Raw genomic sequence first — 16,574 nt, forward strand, 5'->3', positions numbered from 1 at the left:
CAATTCCTAGTATTTATTATCTATTCCTTCAAAAAGGAAAATGGCAGGCGACGCTGTGTTCGGCGGCAATTGCGTTCAGATCTGGTTCTTCCTCCCGGCATTTAGCCGTCGCTAACGGACAGCGGGTGTGGAACCGGCAGCCGGACGGCGGACGGGCGGGAGACGGAATTTCTCCTTGCAGCACCGTATGCGCCTTCTTCGCTCCCGGACTCATATCCGGAATGGAAGCGATCAATGCCTTCGTATAAGGGTGCGCCGGATGAAGAAACAGTTCGTGGCTCGGCGCGATCTCGACCAGCTTGCCCAAGTACATGACCCCAATGCGATCGGAAATGTGCCGGACGACCTGAAGCCCGTGAGCGATAAACAAATAAGTCAGGCCCATCTTCGCTTGCAGGTCTTGGAGCAGATTGACGACTTGCGCCTGCACCGACACGTCTAGGGCGGAGACGGCCTCGTCGGCCAGAATGAACTTCGGCTTCAGCGCGATGGCGCGCGCAATACCGATTCGTTGACGCTGACCGCCTGAAAATTCATGCGGATAGCGGGTTGCATAGGAGGCGTCCAGACCCACGGAAGCGAGCAGTTCTGCCACGCGATTCCGTTTCTCCATCGTGCTTAACCGCTCATGAACGCCTAACGGCTCGCCGATGATGTCGCCTACGGTCCATCGGGGATCGAGCGCACCGTACGGATCTTGGAAAATCATTTGCATATCCTTGCGCGCTCTGCGAAGGGCTGAGCTTCCGAGCTTGGTAATCTCTTGATCGCCGAACCGGATTTGACCCGATGTCGCTGCTTCCAGTTGCAGAAGCACCCTGCCTAAGGTCGATTTGCCGCTGCCCGATTCACCGACGAGACCGAACGTCTCGCCTCGGCGGATCGTGAAGCTTACGTCATCCACGGCGCGAATGTAAGGTCGCGCTCGGCCTGGAAATCCTCGTCTCTTGACCGGATAATATTTTCGCAGACCGCTAATCTGGAACAGGTCGGGCACATCAACGGCCGCAGCTTCGATCAACTGCAGTTCTACCGTCTCCAAGACCATATTCGATTCGGCTGTTCTCAGGCCTGACTGTGCCGTGAAGGCTTCGGACTTGGCCGACTTGGGCCTGTCATCGTTGGCAGCCGACGATCTCAGCAGCTCTTGCGTGTGCCAACAAGCCGATTCCCGCCCGTTCTCGAACACGAGCGGCGGGACTTCGGCCCTGCACTTCTCCGTCGCGTAAGGGCAACGCGGATGGAACAGGCAGCCGTCCGGCAATGCGGATAAGCTTGGAATCGCGCCTTCAATCGAATGGAGTCTCTCTCCCTTCTCTGTATCGAGCGAAGCGACCGATTGAAGAAGTCCTTGGGAGTAAGGATGATGCGGTTGCTTGAACAACTCCGCTGTCGGCGCCTGCTCTACCACTCTTCCCGCGTACATAACGACAACCCTGTCCGCAACTTCCGCGGCGATTCCCAGATCATGCGTAATCAGCAGAATAGACATCCGGAATTCTTCCTTCAGCTCTTGCAGCAATTGCAATATTTGCGCTTGAATCGTAACGTCAAGAGCGGTCGTCGGTTCATCCGCGATCAGAAGCTCCGGCCCGCACGAGAGCGCCAAAGCGATCATAGCTCGCTGAAGCATCCCCCCGGACAGCTCGCCCGGGTATTGCTTCATCCGAATGCGGGGCTCCGGAATGCCGACGCGCTCCAGCAACGACACCGCATGCTCCCACGCTTCCTCTTTGCTCTTTGAATCATGTGTGCGGATCGTTTCGACAATCTGATAACCGATCGTATAGACCGGATCGAAGGCCGACATTGGCTCCTGAAACACCATTGCCATCTTCTTGCCCCGCAGACTGCGCAATTCGTTCTGGGACAACGCGGTCAGGTCGATGCCGCCAAGCCGAATCTGACCGTTCGTAATGCGCCCGTTCTCGTAATCGAGCAGCCGCATCACCGCTTTGGAGGTAATGGTTTTCCCGCTTCCGGATTCCCCGACGAGGCATACGGTCTCCCCCGGCCGGATGGTCAGCGACACGTCGTTCAACGCTTGGAGTAAACCTCTTCTCGTATGAAAGCCGACCGACAGATGTTGTATTTCGAGCAATTGCTCCATGGCCGCTCCCTCTTTTCTAAATGCTACTATCCTTCCTTCTGCTTCGGATCCAAGTAGTCGCGCAGCCAATCGCCAGTAATGTTGACCGCCAGAACGAGTAGCGTTATCGCGAGTCCGGGGAACGTGCAAATCCACCATGCAACGGTCAAGTAGCCTCTCCCCTGCGACAGCAGCGCTCCCCAATCCGGGATTTCCTTCAGCACGCCAAGACCCAGGAAGCTTAGGCTAGACCCGGCCAGAATGGAGCTGCCGATGCCAAGCGTCGCCATGACGAGTAGCGGCGACAGCGAGTTGGGCAGTACGTGCCGCCAAAAAATACCCCATCGCGATACGCCGATCGAACGGGCTGCAGTAATGTACGACCGGCCGTTGATGCTCATCGTCTGTCCCCGCATAACCCTTGCATAGCCGGGAATAGTAGCGGCCGCGACGGCGATCACGATGTTGGTCATGCTCGGTCCCATGGCCGCAGCAATCGTAAGCGCAAGCAGAATGCCCGGAATGGTCATCAAAATCTCAATCGCCCTCATCAACACCATGTCGAGCAATCCGCCGACATACCCGGACAACGCGCCGATCGTGCCGCCGACGATTCCGCCGGCGACGACCGACATCAGACCGATCAACAAAGACTCTCTGCTGCCGTAAACGACAACGCTGAACACATCCCTGCCGAAATAATCGGTCCCGAACGGATGTACAACGCTCGGCGGCTGCATAATGCTGTCCGTAAACATCTCCACGGGCGAGTATGGAGCGATCCATTGCGGAGCGATGGCACACAGCGCCATGAATGCAATAATGGCTATTGCGATTACAATCCATGCTTTGGAAAATAAGAACCGCTTTTCGGACGAACGCAGCGCCGGCAGCTCCCACTTGCGTTTACGCAACGCGGATCTTGCGGCAACCGTCTCCCTCATCCTGTTCCCTCCTTATGTCGCTCGCCTTACGCGCGGATCGATGAACGAATACGAAATATCGACGATGAGATTAACCGACACGTAAATTATGGCTGAAAAGAAGATAACGCCCTGGACGACGGGCAAATCCTTCGCCATAATGGCGTCGGCGATAATACGACCGATGCCCTGCCTTGCGAATACCGTCTCAATGACGACCGCGCCCGCGAGCATCTCTCCAACCAGCATGCCGATCATCGTCACCGCGGGGATAAGCGCGTTGCGAAGCGCATGCCGATACATGATCGACCTCTCCGACAGCCCTTTGGATCGCAGCGTCACGATAAAGTGCTCGTTCACGACTTCAAGCATGCTGTTACGAATCATGCGGACGAGGAAGCCCGCGCCGATGAGTCCAAGCGTTATCGACGGCAGCACAAGCGTCTTCCAACCGTTCGACCCCATTGTCGGCAGCCAGCCGAGATGAATCGAGAAAACAAGCAACAACAAAATGCCCGACCAGAATGCCGGCATCGAGATGCCAAGCAAGCCAACGATTCGGGCGATGACGTCAATCGGCTTGTTTCGGTGAATGGCGGACAGCACACCGAGAAGCACTCCGATTACGACAGCAACGACAGCGCTGGCGGCGGCAAGAGCAAGCGTCGCCGGAAATTGGGACAGGATTCTGGGCAACACCGGTTCGGAATTAAGCAAAGAATTGCCGAAATCCCCGTGAAGCAGCTTGCCGAAATAATCGGCAAGCTGCACGTGCAGAGGCTGATCGACGCCAAGCTGATGGCGGAGGCTCGCGATTTGCTCCGACGTGGCGAAGGTCGGGTCGAGTAAGGAATTGACCGGGTCTCCCGGGAGCAAATACAGGATGACGAAGACAAGCACGGAGGATCCGGCAACGACCAGCAGCGAAGTGAACATACGTCCGATTACCGCTCCGACCACGATCGCCTCACCTCATTTCGCATATTATTTGTGAATGCTGACGTCATTGAATAGCGGATATCCGGAATGGTCGAACTTCAACCCTTGTACGGATTTGGCTGCCACGACCGAATAGCGGGATACGTAAACCGGGATGATGACGGCATTATTCTTGACGTACTGCTGAACATTTTTGTAGAGCTCCGCCCGCTTGGCTTCGTCTCTCTCGACGACGCCTTGCTCCAGCCATTGATCCACCTGCGGATCGGACACGTGAACGATGTTGTTGGTTAACGCACCTTCAGGGGCCGTATGGAAAAACGGATAAAGCAAGTTCGGATCGCTGTTCACCTGGCTGTTGCCAAAGATGTCGAAATCATCGTTCTTGAATACTTTCGTCAACACGTCCTGCGTTAGCTCCACGTTGACCTGGATGCCGATCTTCTTAAGCTGCTGCTGAATGATGACGGCGATGTCGTTGCGTTTATCGCGGTTCGGCGAGCTATCTACGTAATGAAGCGTCAGCTTCTTCCCGTCCTTCTCGCGAATGCCATCCTTGCCTGGAACCCATCCAAGTTCGTCCAGCAATTTGCCGGCTTTCTCCTGATCCGGCAGGATCGAATTCTCTAACGAAGTGTCGTAACCGAAGATGCCGGGCGTTATCGCCGACCACGCCTGTTCGTAAGTTCCTAGGTACAGCGTTTTGACGATCGTGCCTACATCGATCCCGTATTGAAGCGCCTGTCTGGCTTTGAGCTCGTTCCATGGGGCTTTCTTCTGATTAATGAGCAACGAGTACGGGTGACCGTTCGTGTTAACCTGCAGCACTTGATAAGCCGGATCACTCTGCAGCGATACGATATTTTGCGGCGGCACGCTCTCTACGGCGAGTACTTGCTTGCTCTGAATGCTGCCGATGCGCGTCGCTTCCTCCGGGATGATTTTGAAGACGATGCTGTCCAGGTACGGCGCTTCCTTGTTGTCGACAGTATCGGGACCCCATCGGTAATCCGAGTTGCGCTCGACTTTGATTTCCGCGTTCTCCTCCCAGTTGACGAACTTGAATGGTCCTGTGCCGACCGGATTTTTGCCGAATTGTTCGCCGTACTTCTTCACGGCGGTCGGCGAGACGATCGCCAAAGGCGATTCGCTCAAGTTACCCAGGAACGCTTGGGAGGCCGTCTCCAAGTTCAGCTTGATTGTATATTCGTCGATAATCTCCGAAGATTGGTAAGGCGCAATCAACGGGACGGAATTGGTCGCTTTCGTAGTCGGATCAAGAATACGATCGTATGTGTATTTGACCGCCTCCGCATTAAACGGAGTGCCGTCCTGGAATTTAACGTCCTGGCGGAGCTTGAACGTATAGCTCAGTCCGTCGTCGGAGACGGTCCATTCCGTCGCTAACCAAGGCTTGATCTTGTTGTCCGTGTCCCTCGCGACGAGATTGTCGAAGATGCTGCTATATACCCGCGAGGCTACCGCAAGATTGCTGCGTTGCGGGTCGAGTGAATCCGGCGAACTGGCTAACGCGAACGTCAGATCGCCTCCTTGGACTGCGGTGGCACTCGGCGCTTGCGTGCTTGCGGACGGCGAAGCCGAGGCTTCATTTCCAGCGGCGGTTTTCTCCTTCTTATTGCCTCCGTTATCGGCGCAAGCGGACAACACTAGAAGCACCGCCATAAGCAAACCTACCGTTTTCGTTGATTTAGATAATTGTCTCATCGTTAGATTCCTCTCAATTCATGTAGTAGGAATAGCTTTATATGAAATTATTCTTACAGAAATAGTATGCTTTAATGCGACAGCTCTTCCCCCTTGCATCCCGGCCAAGATGATGAAGAAATCGTATCATAGCTTAAAGTAATAGGATAATACTTAATTTTCATCACAACATAACTTCAAGGAATGGACCCCAATGACTGAACGTAAACGCAAAAAAACCAGTAAACGATAGTGTCAATCTACGTTTACCGATTTTACGGATGTCGTCGCTTTATGACGATGCTTGGGCAATCGTCCCTGCCGGGACACTCTCCCCGACTATATTTCGTTTCAAGAAATCGAGAAAGGTTTCACCTGCTTTGGACAAAAAGGTTTTCTTCTTCCGGCATACCCCCAACTGTACGGGGACTGGCGGATTGAGCGGCACGATAGACAGCTCGCTATTCGGAGCGATAACTTTATTCAGCAGCAGAGTGGCTCCCACTCCATCCGCGACCATTGATTCGATTAGTGTTAATTGATTGGTCGTAATGGTAACGTTCATTTCAAATTCCGCCCGACTGCCGACCTCATAGAGCATATCCCATTGTAGACAATCGTCTCTGAATAGAACCAGTTGCTCGTTCAGCAGTTCTCGTAAGTTGACGCTAGGCCGTTCAGCCAACGGATGATAAGGGGGAAAACAAGCCACCATATAGTCGTCCAGCAGAGGAAGGACATCTAGCTCGGGTTCTTCCGGATTGATGGCGATTACCCCGAAATCGATCTCTTCACGTTCCATTAAAATCCGAATTTGTTTGGTCGCCTCTTCCATCACGCTTACGTTGAGAAATGGATATAATTTCTTGAACTCTTTCACGATTGGGATGAAATACGTATTTCCGAACATGGATGGAAGCGCAATGCGTATTTCCCCTCTCCGCGCGTCGCGCAATTCTTCCATCACCCGCCGAGCTTCTTCGATTTTGGCATGTATTTCGACGGCGTATTCGAATAAAACCTTGCCTTCCGGTGTCAGATTAACCGACTTGTCGGATCGATCGAACAAAATTAATTGAATTTCATCTTCCAGCCTCTGTATCGTTTTGCTGATAGCGGGCTGGGCAACTCGCAATTTTTCCGAAGCTTTGGTGAAGCTGGACGCTGACGCAACTTCCATAAAATAATGCAGCTTTCGGCTGTCCATATTCGTGCTCCCTTCGACTTCCTGCTTCAGCTTCAATAGCTGCCGCTTCTTCTATATAAATATGTAAATTGGATTCGTGTTTAATCCTTTTATTTATATATGTTTAGTAGGAATTGAGGAGTATGATAGCACGGGAAGCCATGTAAGTCAATCGCTCTTCTTAGCATGGATTGTCCGCCCGGGCATACCGCTGCGCCTCGATGCGAATATTATAATCTTTGAATATGCGTGTCTTTAAAATCCGTTTCGTATTTCAATCCATAACCCATCATTCGATCCATACCGATATGAACCATCCAGATGAAGCCGATCATCATGAGGAAGTCGACCGAGAAAATCAGTCCCGCCAGTAACAACAACAAAGGCGTGACGAACGTATGGGCAAAATTATACGTATGCGCTCCTGTCTTTTTGCTGAACGCATATCCGATCATGGACAAGTCGGGCAGCATTAGCAGCAGCAGGAAGACGGCCCAATTGTACCCGTTCGAAAAGTACAAATAAGTGCCTAAGACCAGAACGGCTAGTCCTTCGATTCTAATCAATTTCTTATTCATGGTTTTATTCTCCTTTTTCAGGTGCACCAAATTTAAGAGCCACCCTACAAAGGATGGCCCATTCCAAGCAAACCAATCCATTGTACGGCGAACAGCCGGGTGCTTCCTTGAAGAAGACAGCAAAGCTCGGCGAACAGGAATCAATCCTGTGGCCGAGCTTTATCATACGGATTATGGCTTCGAAATTAATACAATCCTGGATACTTTCTCATCACTCAGTTTAACGGTTGTTTTACCATCTTCGTACATGCGGTACAATCGACCATTGTCCCCCGCATTGATATAGAATACACCCGTTATATCGTCTTGGTATTGGCATAAATCCCATTCTACGCCGATCATTTTTTTGAGGGATAAGTCGGCGTTCAGGATGTATGCTCCGCTCTCCCCAAACAACATCGTAGTCCGTACTTTACCGTCGGTCATCAGATTACGCACGTAACCTGCGTTTTTGATGGCGAGGGTTTTGGTTGCTGTCACTTTATTATTTTGTATCGTACTGACGTAAGCCTTGCCATACGCGTCCACGTAGGCGAGCTTATTCGTACCTACATTGGCGATTTCATAGATGCCCGTCTTGCTTAATTGAATCTTAGTCCCATTCTTATGAAGGACATAACCCTGGCCTTTGGTGTAGTCGTAATCTTGGTCTGATCCAAGGCGAATACCGTTGTTATACAAATAATATTCATTAGCCCATGAGCCCGAATATACAGCGTTTGTATCGAGCGGGGCCTTCGGATTCACCGCTTTAGCAGCGCCGCCTTTTTTAGGAAGCGTATAAAGCACCATGCAATCGATAGAATAGTTAGTCTCTGACGGCTTTGTGTTTATCATGAGATAAAGGGTCGTGCTATCGGTACGTGCATAGTAGGGGTCCTGGAAAGCGCCCGAAGCGATCCACTGTACTTGTCCGCTTCCATTGGCAGCTTTCGAAGCTACCCAAGTCGTGCGTCCGCTCTTGAGCGCATTGTAATATATTCGTCCGCTCTCTACGATAAAACGGGGATTATTGATGTCCGCCATGTCCGTTACAAGCACGCCATCGATAGCCTTCTCGTTGGCTGAAGCACGGTAAATTCCACCCTTGTCGTCCATGAAATAGATCATGTCGCCGTCCGTTACGTAATGCAATATTCTTTTGTCTCCGCCAAAATTTGAGATTTGTGCTTTCGAATCAGATTCATTCAAAGATAACCGCAGGAGGGTCGTTGATTTATTATCGTAAAAATAATATAAATAATCCCCGGCAGGTTTAAGCTCAACACCTTCGAAATTTTTACGTATCATTTGTGAGGGGCTGCCATCGGTCTTGACACGGTATAAGTTCCCATTCGAAACATAATAGACGATGGCATCGTCCGTACTTGCCGATTCCTCTGCTTGTACCCCTGCTGCTCCGATCGCGGATAGAATAAGGGTAAATACGAGCAGCATAAACGTCGTTTTTTTGAGCGATAAATACATACGATTCATTTCAAATCTCCTTCTAGTTGATTTCCAGTAGAATGGTTTTTACTGGATCTATTGGTGAAACGCGCCTCTCTTGGTTCATAAATAGAAGAGACAGTTATTTATCGACAAATTTTTCGCAGTTTTCAATGATTATTTATACCCACTACTTTATACCTTATTTTGATTGGTATGAGCGACGCGAACGCGAACGGCAGTGCGGCCACCCGAAGCAATAGGAGAGCAACATTTCAAAAAGGCTCCTATGTTACAACTATAGAGGAACAGAGAATAAGGAGCTGAGTACTGATGAGCAAATTGACAGGAAAAATAGCGTTAGTAACGGGGGCCAGCCGGGGGATCGGGCGCAGCGTCGCGTTGCGTCTGGCGCAGGAGGGCGCCTTTGTCGCCGTACATTACGGTCAACGCCGCCAAGAAGCGGAAGCTGTCGTGCAACAAATTGCCCAAAACGGAGGAAAAGCCTGTGCGATTGGCGCCAATTTGAGTGCGCCTGATGGCATTCGCGAGTTGATCGCGGGGCTGGACGAAGCAATTCGAGACCACGGGGACGGCGACGGATTCGATATTTTGGTTAACAACGCGGGAATCGGGCAAATTCTTACTTTCGAAGAAGCGACGGAAGCTACTTATAACGAAGTGATGACGATTAACGTCAAAGCGCCGTTTTTTGTCACGCAGCAAGCTTTGCCGCGTTTGAATGACGGCGGGCGCATCATTAACATTTCTTCCTTCGTGACACGGGTAGCTTCCCCGGGCGTCTTCACCTACAGCATGACAAAAGGAGCGATCAATACATTTACGCTGCTGCTGGCCAAGCAGTTGGGGAGCCGAAATATTACGGTCAACTCCATCCAACCCGGCATCATCAACACCGAGATGAATGAAGGAACTTTGAGCGATCCGGACGGACAAAAATATGCGGCAGGCCTGTCTGTTTTCAGCCGCTGGGGAGAACCCGGAGACGTTGCGGAAATCGCCGCCTTCCTCGCTTCTCCGGATAGCCGCTGGGTAACCGGTCAGTTGATCGACGCAAGCGGTGGTTCACATCTTTAAAAGCCGGGCAAGCCTATCTAGCAACAACATATGATTTAAAAATTACGGATATTAGAACATGGAAAACAACACATGTGCATCCCACGCTATGTGTTGTTTTCTTCGTTTGCATTAGACTCAATCTCATACTCCGGAAAGATGATTAGCAAGCGACTTGGCCGCGACATAGCCGGAGCTCCAGGCCCACTGCAGATTATAGCCGCCGCAATCCCCATCCACGTCCATCACTTCGCCAGCCAAATAGAGCCCCGGTACTAGCTTGGATTCAAGTGTTCCTTCTTTTAGCTCCGTCGTATCGATGCCGCCAGCCGTCGTTTGCGCATTCGTGAAGCTGTTGGTATCCGTCACTTTAAATTCCCACTGCTTCAATAATCGATAGAATTTTTTCTTCGTCTTCCACGATAGATCTTGGCAAAGCAGATGGGGTTCTTGATCGATCCCTGCCTCCTTCAGGAGGATAGGAATTAGCTTCCTGTTTATGATACCGATAAAGGAGTCCGCAACGGTCCGGTGTCCGAACACCCCCCAGCGCGTCTCCAGAAAATCAACGACCTCTTCCTCTGTGCGGCCCGGCATCAAATCGACCGATAAGATCACAGATTCTTCTTTTGCAAGCTGAAATGCCGCCTTTCGACTTAGCTGGAGAATCGGTGGGCCGGAGATGCCATAGTCCGTAAAAAGAATTTCACCATACTCGCTTCGAATGACATCATCTCTGACGATGATATGGCCCCATCCCTCGAATTTGATGCCGGACAGTTCCTTCAAATGCGGATAATCTAGCTTCAATTGCACAATCCCCGGCACAGGGTGGACCAAGGTGTGTCCAAGACGTTGGGCAAGCTCATAACCAGAACCGTCCGTTCCTGTTTTCGGAGCGGTTAGGCCACCCGTACATAAAAACAGGTATTCACTCGTATAAACCGCCTGCTCCTCTGTCTCTGTCTGGCATATAATCGTAAAACGCGGATGGTTCGGCGAATAGATAACATCCAGCACTATGTTTTTGAAGTAAACCGGAACATTCCGATCATCTAACGCAAGCTGAAAAATATCCAACACCGATGCAGCCTGCAGCGACATCGGATACATCCGTCCATCCTCCAAACTGATCAGTGGGAGCCCGAGCGTTAAGAAATGATCGATGGTTTTACGGACGCCGAATTGTTGCAGCACAGGCAGTGGAAATCCAGCTTGGTTACTATGATATTTACGTGATAGAGCGACCGCTTCATCTGTACCTGTTGCCGTCGATTCGTTCGTAATGTTGCAGCGCCCATTACCTGTCGTTAATACCTTTTTTCCAACCCGATCGTTTCTTTCAATGATAGCAGCATCAATACCCATGTCCCGTGCCGTAACCGCAGCCATTAGGCCGGAACCGCCTGCGCCGATAATGATCAGCTGGTGATGCTTAGAAGTTTGGTTTTTATTCATTTCGTCGATGCACCCTTTTGTCCAAGAATCACTGGTTTTTCCCTTCTGCAACTTGTTGAGCAAGCGACTTAGCCGCGACATAACCGGAGCTCCAGGCCCACTGCAGGTTATAGCCGCCAAAATCCCCGTCAACGTCCATCACCTCGCCAGCCAAATAAAGCCCAGGCACTAGCTTAGATTCCAGCGTTCCTTCTACTAACTCCGTTGTATCAATGCCGCCGGCTGTCGTTTGCGCATTTGCGAAGCCATTCGTATCGATCACCTTAAATTCCCAATGCTTCAGTAATCGATAAAATTTTTTCTTCGTCTTCCACGACAGATCCTGACAAAGCATATGCGGCTGCTGGTCGATCCCTGCTTCCTTCAGCAGTACAGGAACCAGTTTCTTGTGTAAGATACCGATAAAGGATTCCACAACCGTCCGGTGTCCGAAGATCCCCCAGTGCATCTCCAGAAAGTCAACTAATTGTTCGTCCGAGCGGCCCGGCATCAGATCAACCGTTACGGTCACGGAATCACCTTCCGCAAGATGATACGCAGCCTCCCGGCCAAGCTGGAGAATGGTCGGACCGGATAAGCCGTATTCCGCGAAATGAATTTCGCCAGATTCGCTGCGAACGACTTCCCCATTGACGGCGATATGGGCCTTGCCCTGCAATTTGATACCGGACAGCGCCTTCATATGAGGATATTGCAGCCTCAGTTGTACAATGGCCGGTACAGGCTCGATCAAGGAATGTCCCAAACGTTGGGCAAGCGTATACCCAGAACCATCTGATCCCGTGTTCGGAGCAGCAGAGCCACCGGCACATAGAAACAAGTATTCACTGGTATAAACCACCCGCTCCTCTGTCTCCGTCTGGCATACGATTGTAAAACGCGGATGATCCGTTGAGACGATCACATCCACCACTTTGTTATTGAAGTAAACTGGAACTTCTCGATCCTCCAGCGCAAGCTGGAAAATATCCAGTACCGATGCAGCTTGCAGCGACATCGGATACATCATGCCTTCCTTCAATTTGGTGAGCGGAAGTCCGAGCATGAAGAAATAATCGATCGTTTGACGGATACCGAATTGCTCCAGTACCCCTAGCGGAAATTCAGCTTGAGTGCTGTGATACTTGCGCAATAAGGCGACTCCTTCATCCATACCCGTCGCAGTCGATTCATTTGTTATATTACAGCGACCATCGCCTGTCATTAATACTTTTTTTCCAATTCGGTCGTTCCTCTCTAGAATCGCGGTATCGATGCCTAGATCCTTCGCAACAACGGCGGCCATAAGTCCTGCAGCGCCTGCGCCGATAATAAACAATTTGTGATGCATGGCAGTTGATCCTCATTTATGATTAGTCGATGTGTCATTCGTCGCGTGACCATCGCTTGATGTCGAGCTACTTTCTGACTCAAGATCCATGTTAACAATAACATCTTTAAAAACCAATAGCTCTCGTTCTTCTAGATTTCTTTGTATCGCAAGCTTACCTTTTCCATTGATGTAACAAATATCCCATAGTTTTCCGATACAAAATAGGTTGGGTTGTATAACCTGCGCCAAATACAAACTTAGAGAGGAATGTGATGATTTGAAGATCGTGGGGATTATTGTAATAATTGTGATTTTGCTTATCTTTGGTCTGGTTACAGCAAGCAAGCGAATTGAGAAAAAGAATAAAAAATTGCGAAAAGAAATGGAGATGGCTAACCCTTTACCGAAGGAGAAACAGCATTTGCTTGCCTACGGTGCCAATCTCTCTCTTTACCGTTCTGAGTCGCCACGGATCCTGCCGGTGAAGGTGGATCACGAAACTTTAAAGGAAGGCCTTTCTTCAGTCTGGGACATCAGTAATCCGGAGGAAGCTGTACAAACCCTGGAATGGCTGCTTACGGAAGGGCATCGTGCAAAGTTTGATCAACTCCTCACGGCGCTTCAAGCTGGCCAGACTTTTACAGAGGACGAAGTGGGGAAATCCCAGGAATGCTATGAATCAGCCCAAGAAGCGATAATGAAGAGGCTATCCTTTGAGAAAGCTGATTTTGACCGGGTGAATACCATTGCTGCCTGGGATTTTGACCGAGCTGTCAATATTGCACGATGGAGCCACGTACTCGGTTATATAACCGAAGATCAGGCATGGGGCTATATAGAAAGAGCTGCTGATGATGCCAGCCGGATCTTCCATTCTTGGAAAGACTACTTTATTTCATTTGCTTTTGGCCGGGCACTTGCTTACGAGGGATACATATACGATATCATTTGGAATGGAAAAGAATTGCTGGGTGAAGCGGACTCGATCTGGAATGAATTTAGCATTAAGCGATCCGCTTAATGTTCCGAGAGGCCAAGTATCCTGCTATAAACTTGTGCCTTATTAGATTCTTTACAAAAAGAAGAAAGTTTATAGCAGCTTCAAAATCATATGTAAGGATAAATGTTTAGCCGCCGCAACTTTGGCGGCTTTTTTTTAACGCCAAAAAATCCAAAGTTATCCCTTGAAGAGGAATTTTATCCCTTATCCTACAAACCTATTAGTGCTTAAATATAGGCAATGGCACCCTTTTCGTCCCACGGAAAGGATGCTTATTTTTTGAGGGAGGTGAGCTTGCTCGGTTGAAACCGCTTCATTATTTCATTTCTTAGGAGGAATCTAAATGAAGAAAATGGGAATCGGTTCATCGTTCGTCGCGAAGAGAGTGCTGTCTATGCTTGTTATCGCCGCCCTACTGATCACTTTAATCCCAGTCGTGACATCAGCTGCCAGCCGTGGCGAGTGGGCACCTAACACGGCGTATGCCGTAAATGATACGGTTACTTACGGGGGGAAGACGTATTCCTGCATTCAAGCCCATACTTCCCTAACCGGCTGGGAACCACCTATCGTTCCAGCTCTATGGGGCCTTGTTCAAGGAGGCGATTCGCAAGCTCCCACGGCTCCATCCAACCTGCGGGTTACCGGAACCACCTCATCCAGCGTAGCGCTTGCTTGGAACGCCTCGACGGATAACGTCGGCGTGACCGGCTATGACGTTTATCGGGGCTCGACTATAGCCGGCAGTGTCTCCGGAAGCACGTTGACGTTTACGAACACAGGGCTGAGCGCGGGCACGAACTATTCATTTACCGTCAGAGCAAAAGACGCAGCCGGCAACGTTTCGGCCGCAAGCAACTCCGTCAGCGCGACCACGAATTCTTCGGGCGGCGGCGATACGCAACCGCCTACCGTGCCAACGAATTTGATCGTAACGGGAACGACATCTTCCAGCGTTTCCCTGTCCTGGACGGCATCAACGGACAATGTAGGCGTGACCGGTTATAACGTTTACAACGGTTCGGCTCTCGCTACGACCGTAACAGGAACGACGGCAACCGTCACAGGTCTCGCAGCAAGCACTACTTATTCTTTTACGGTGAAAGCAAAAGACGCAGCGGGCAATCTTTCGGCTGCCAGCTCGGTCGTGAGCGGAACAACCAAGTCTAGTAGCGGCGGGGGGAGCATTCCGAAGCACGTTCTGACCGGATACTGGCATAACTTCACGAACAACTCCTCGAACATCAAGCTCAGTGCCGTTCCGAGTCAGTACGATATCATCGTGGTCTCATTCGCGGATATGGACATGAGCAATCCGGGCGGCGTGACGTTCAGCGTCGATCCAGGGCTATCATCAGCTCTTGGCGGTTACACCAATGCCAACCTCATCAGTGATATTCAGGCAAAGCAAGCTGCCGGAAAAAAAGTCATCCTGTCGATCGGCGGGGAGAAAGGCAACGTCAATCTAAACAGCGCATCACCTAATGTCAGTAATTTCGTCAACAGTATGTACGGCCTTATCACCCAATTCGGATTCGACGGCATCGATATCGACTTGGAAAACGGAATGAATGTGACGAACTTATCGAACGCCGTACGCCAGCTTCAACAAAAGGTCGGAGCCGGCTTTATTCTGACGATGGCACCGCAGACGATTGACATGCAATACCAAAATTCATCCTATATGCAACTGTATACGAACCTGAAGGACATCACGACTGTCATCAACGTTCAATACTACAACTCCGGATGCATGCTCGGGCGCGACGGCAAATGCTACTCCCAAGGAACAGTGGATTTCTTAACCGCGCTGACTGATCTTACGCTGCAATGGGTCGCTCCTTCCCAGCTCGGGCTCGGATTGCCGGCCACGCCGTCGGCTGCCGGAGGCGGTTACGTTTCCCCAACGACTGTCAACAACGCCTTGCAATGCCTGGCAACAGGAGCTAGCTGCGGAAACTATAAACCCGTGGCCAAATACCCGGATATTCGCGGCGCCATGACCTGGTCGATCAACTGGGACAACACGAGCGGCTACAACTTCGCGAATACGGTGAAGCCATTCCTCAGCAATATGCCGTAAAGTCCAGAGATAAAGCCCATCCTTCATAGGTTGGGCTTTATCTCTGAATTATGTATTAAGAGCTTGCATATTGGCTCGAACTGCTGTATTATGAGACTCCTGGCCAACGTTAAATATCGAATCATGCTTAGTTATTCTATCGCGGGGTGGAGCAGCCCGGTAGCTCGTCGGGCTCATAACCCGAAGGCCGCAGGTTCAAATCCTGCCCCCGCAACCAACTTATCATTCAAGCTCGGCACATATAGCAAAATTCCTTCAACCCACTGAACGTGGATTAAAGGAATTTTTTTTATTTTATAACATCCCCTGTTCCCTCGAGCGATAACAGATCTGTCTATTATTTGTATAACACCTTATCTACATTGTACTTAGCTTTATAATCGTTGATAATGTACGTCTCGTAAATTTCTCTGTGGACGGGGTCCTCAACCAAGCAAACCTCTATCTTGGTCACTTCCTCCCGATGCTCCTTCATGACCGACACCGTATCCTCGAAATGCTTCTTGATTCGTGGTCTTAGCTTCCGCGCCTTGCCGACGAATAGGAGCTCATCCTTATCATTGTAGAACATGAAGATCCCCGCTTTATCTCTAGGAATCAGAATAAAATCCGTAAACCCGTAAATATGGCTTAATTCAGGAGCCTCCTGCTTGTATATCGTGACTTCCGGTGTTGGTATCGTGATTTGAATCATGAACATTCACTCTCTCTTCTGCGTCTTTTTTATTTCCTATTCGCCTCATAAACCTTCAGCTGCTGGCCTTTGATCGTCGTATCCTTCATTTTATCAAGAACGA

13 protein-coding genes and 1 tRNA gene are annotated in these 16,574 nt (G+C 50.3%); 4 read left to right on the forward strand and 10 right to left on the reverse strand.

Translation table 11 applies throughout. The features are described 5' to 3' along the window. Window positions 1-28 precede the first annotated feature (28 nt). From FPZ45_RS13110 to FPZ45_RS13140, 7 genes are all read right to left on the reverse strand, one after another. Complete coding sequence (locus FPZ45_RS13110; RefSeq protein ID WP_144702258.1) at window positions 29-2,110, reverse strand: ABC transporter ATP-binding protein; 2,082 nt, start codon at window positions 2,108-2,110, stop codon at window positions 29-31. 26 nt (window positions 2,111-2,136) lie between these two features. Next, the gene (locus FPZ45_RS13115) at window positions 2,137-3,033 is read right to left on the reverse strand and encodes an ABC transporter permease (RefSeq protein ID WP_144702261.1); all 897 of its coding nucleotides are present in this window, start codon (window positions 3,031-3,033) and stop codon (window positions 2,137-2,139) included. Window positions 3,034-3,045: 12 nt separating this feature from the next. After that, window positions 3,046-3,972, reverse strand: a complete 927-nt coding sequence (locus FPZ45_RS13120; RefSeq protein WP_144702264.1) for an ABC transporter permease — start codon at window positions 3,970-3,972, stop codon at window positions 3,046-3,048. A gap of 24 nt (window positions 3,973-3,996) precedes the next feature. Beyond that, entirely contained in the window at window positions 3,997-5,676 is a 1,680-nt protein-coding gene (locus FPZ45_RS13125) for an ABC transporter substrate-binding protein (protein ID WP_144702267.1), read from the reverse strand. Window positions 5,677-5,947: 271 nt separating this feature from the next. Then, window positions 5,948-6,898: a LysR family transcriptional regulator gene (locus FPZ45_RS13130; RefSeq protein ID WP_144702270.1), complete on the reverse strand. Its 951-nt coding sequence runs from the start codon at window positions 6,896-6,898 to the stop codon at window positions 5,948-5,950. A gap of 173 nt (window positions 6,899-7,071) precedes the next feature. Further along, a complete protein-coding gene (locus FPZ45_RS13135) occupies window positions 7,072-7,419 on the reverse strand; it encodes a DUF4260 domain-containing protein (protein WP_144702273.1) in 348 nt (115 codons plus the stop codon). A 171-nt stretch (window positions 7,420-7,590) separates the two neighbouring features. After that, window positions 7,591-8,895 (reverse strand): DUF5050 domain-containing protein, encoded by a 1,305-nt coding sequence (locus FPZ45_RS13140; RefSeq protein ID WP_144702276.1) that lies wholly within the window; start codon window positions 8,893-8,895, stop codon window positions 7,591-7,593. 285 nt (window positions 8,896-9,180) lie between these two features. On the opposite strand from FPZ45_RS13140, the gene FPZ45_RS13145 reads away from it, so the two are divergent. Then, on the forward strand, window positions 9,181-9,945 hold the full coding sequence (locus FPZ45_RS13145) for an SDR family oxidoreductase (RefSeq protein WP_144702279.1): 765 nt from the start codon (window positions 9,181-9,183) through the stop codon (window positions 9,943-9,945). Between the two features lie 123 nt (window positions 9,946-10,068). Here the strand turns inward: FPZ45_RS13145 and FPZ45_RS13150 are convergent, their stop codons facing one another. Beyond that, on the reverse strand, window positions 10,069-11,445 hold the full coding sequence (locus FPZ45_RS13150; protein WP_246120438.1) for a BaiN/RdsA family NAD(P)/FAD-dependent oxidoreductase: 1,377 nt from the start codon (window positions 11,443-11,445) through the stop codon (window positions 10,069-10,071). Next, window positions 11,411-12,712 carry a BaiN/RdsA family NAD(P)/FAD-dependent oxidoreductase gene (locus FPZ45_RS13155; RefSeq protein WP_144702286.1) on the reverse strand — a complete coding sequence of 434 codons (1,302 nt, stop codon included), beginning with the start codon at window positions 12,710-12,712 and terminating at the stop codon, window positions 11,411-11,413. The genes FPZ45_RS13150 and FPZ45_RS13155 overlap by 35 nt, the downstream gene beginning before the upstream one ends. A gap of 268 nt (window positions 12,713-12,980) precedes the next feature. Between FPZ45_RS13155 and FPZ45_RS13160 the strand changes: the two genes are divergently transcribed. The 3 genes from FPZ45_RS13160 (at window position 12,981) to FPZ45_RS13170 (ending at window position 15,994) form a co-directional block, all read left to right on the forward strand. After that, complete coding sequence (locus tag FPZ45_RS13160) at window positions 12,981-13,715, forward strand: DUF1266 domain-containing protein (RefSeq protein WP_246120447.1); 735 nt, start codon at window positions 12,981-12,983, stop codon at window positions 13,713-13,715. Between the two features lie 322 nt (window positions 13,716-14,037). Further along, window positions 14,038-15,777, forward strand: coding sequence for a fibronectin type III domain-containing protein (locus tag FPZ45_RS13165; protein ID WP_144702292.1), 1,740 nt, complete (start codon window positions 14,038-14,040; stop codon window positions 15,775-15,777). Window positions 15,778-15,917: 140 nt separating this feature from the next. Beyond that, window positions 15,918-15,994 (forward strand) — tRNA-Met (locus tag FPZ45_RS13170). Between the two features lie 120 nt (window positions 15,995-16,114). Here the strand turns inward: FPZ45_RS13170 and FPZ45_RS13175 are convergent. Next, window positions 16,115-16,471: a nucleotide excision repair endonuclease gene (locus tag FPZ45_RS13175; protein WP_144702663.1), complete on the reverse strand. Its 357-nt coding sequence runs from the start codon at window positions 16,469-16,471 to the stop codon at window positions 16,115-16,117. Window positions 16,472-16,574 lie beyond the last annotated feature (103 nt).

This window comes from Cohnella terricola (assembly GCF_007786475.1).
GTDB classification, from domain to species: domain Bacteria; phylum Bacillota; class Bacilli; order Paenibacillales; family Paenibacillaceae; genus Cohnella; species Cohnella terricola.

Coding starts and splice junctions, on each gene's coding strand:
- FPZ45_RS13135 (WP_144702273.1), bottom strand. CDS start 7,419: ATGAATAAGAAATTGATTAGAATCGAAGGACTAGCCGTTCTGGTCTTA.
- FPZ45_RS13165 (WP_144702292.1), top strand. CDS start 14,038: ATGAAGAAAATGGGAATCGGTTCATCGTTCGTCGCGAAGAGAGTGCTG.
- FPZ45_RS13115 (WP_144702261.1), bottom strand. CDS start 3,033: ATGAGGGAGACGGTTGCCGCAAGATCCGCGTTGCGTAAACGCAAGTGG.
- FPZ45_RS13110 (WP_144702258.1), bottom strand. CDS start 2,110: ATGGAGCAATTGCTCGAAATACAACATCTGTCGGTCGGCTTTCATACG.
- FPZ45_RS13125 (WP_144702267.1), bottom strand. CDS start 5,676: ATGAGACAATTATCTAAATCAACGAAAACGGTAGGTTTGCTTATGGCG.
- FPZ45_RS13145 (WP_144702279.1), top strand. CDS start 9,181: ATGAGCAAATTGACAGGAAAAATAGCGTTAGTAACGGGGGCCAGCCGG.
- FPZ45_RS13175 (WP_144702663.1), bottom strand. CDS start 16,471: ATGATTCAAATCACGATACCAACACCGGAAGTCACGATATACAAGCAG.
- FPZ45_RS13155 (WP_144702286.1), bottom strand. CDS start 12,712: ATGCATCACAAATTGTTTATTATCGGCGCAGGCGCTGCAGGACTTATG.
- FPZ45_RS13140 (WP_144702276.1), bottom strand. CDS start 8,895: ATGAATCGTATGTATTTATCGCTCAAAAAAACGACGTTTATGCTGCTC.